Source organism: Acidovorax sp. A1169 (genome assembly GCF_030704685.1).
Lineage (GTDB): Bacteria > Pseudomonadota > Gammaproteobacteria > Burkholderiales > Burkholderiaceae_C > Acidovorax.
The window spans coordinates 1-209 of record NZ_JAUZDX010000082.1 but is presented as its reverse complement, the minus strand read 5'-3'; the positions used below and the strand labels follow the sequence as shown (position 1 = coordinate 209).

The window sequence follows — 209 nt, the reverse complement described above, 5'->3', positions numbered from 1 at the left end:
GACATTGCAGCAGTGGACTCCCTGCTCAACAAGAACGGCACCAGTGCCGCAGGCAGCACCACGTACAACATCGCAGCGGGCGATGACTGGAACAGCGTGGTCACGGGCGGCAACATTGCCGACCTCACGGGCAATGGCATCACGGTCGCCAACGCCGCTCCCAGCATCCTCAGTTCCTCGTACAACGCCGCCACCGGCATCCTCACCGT

The 209-nt window shown here is 63.2% G+C and carries 1 protein-coding gene; it reads left to right on the top strand.

Annotation, left to right across the window (positions count from 1 at the left end):
* On the top strand, positions 1-209 hold a 209-nt coding region (locus QYL93_RS31900; RefSeq protein WP_305747440.1), incomplete at both ends, for a hypothetical protein.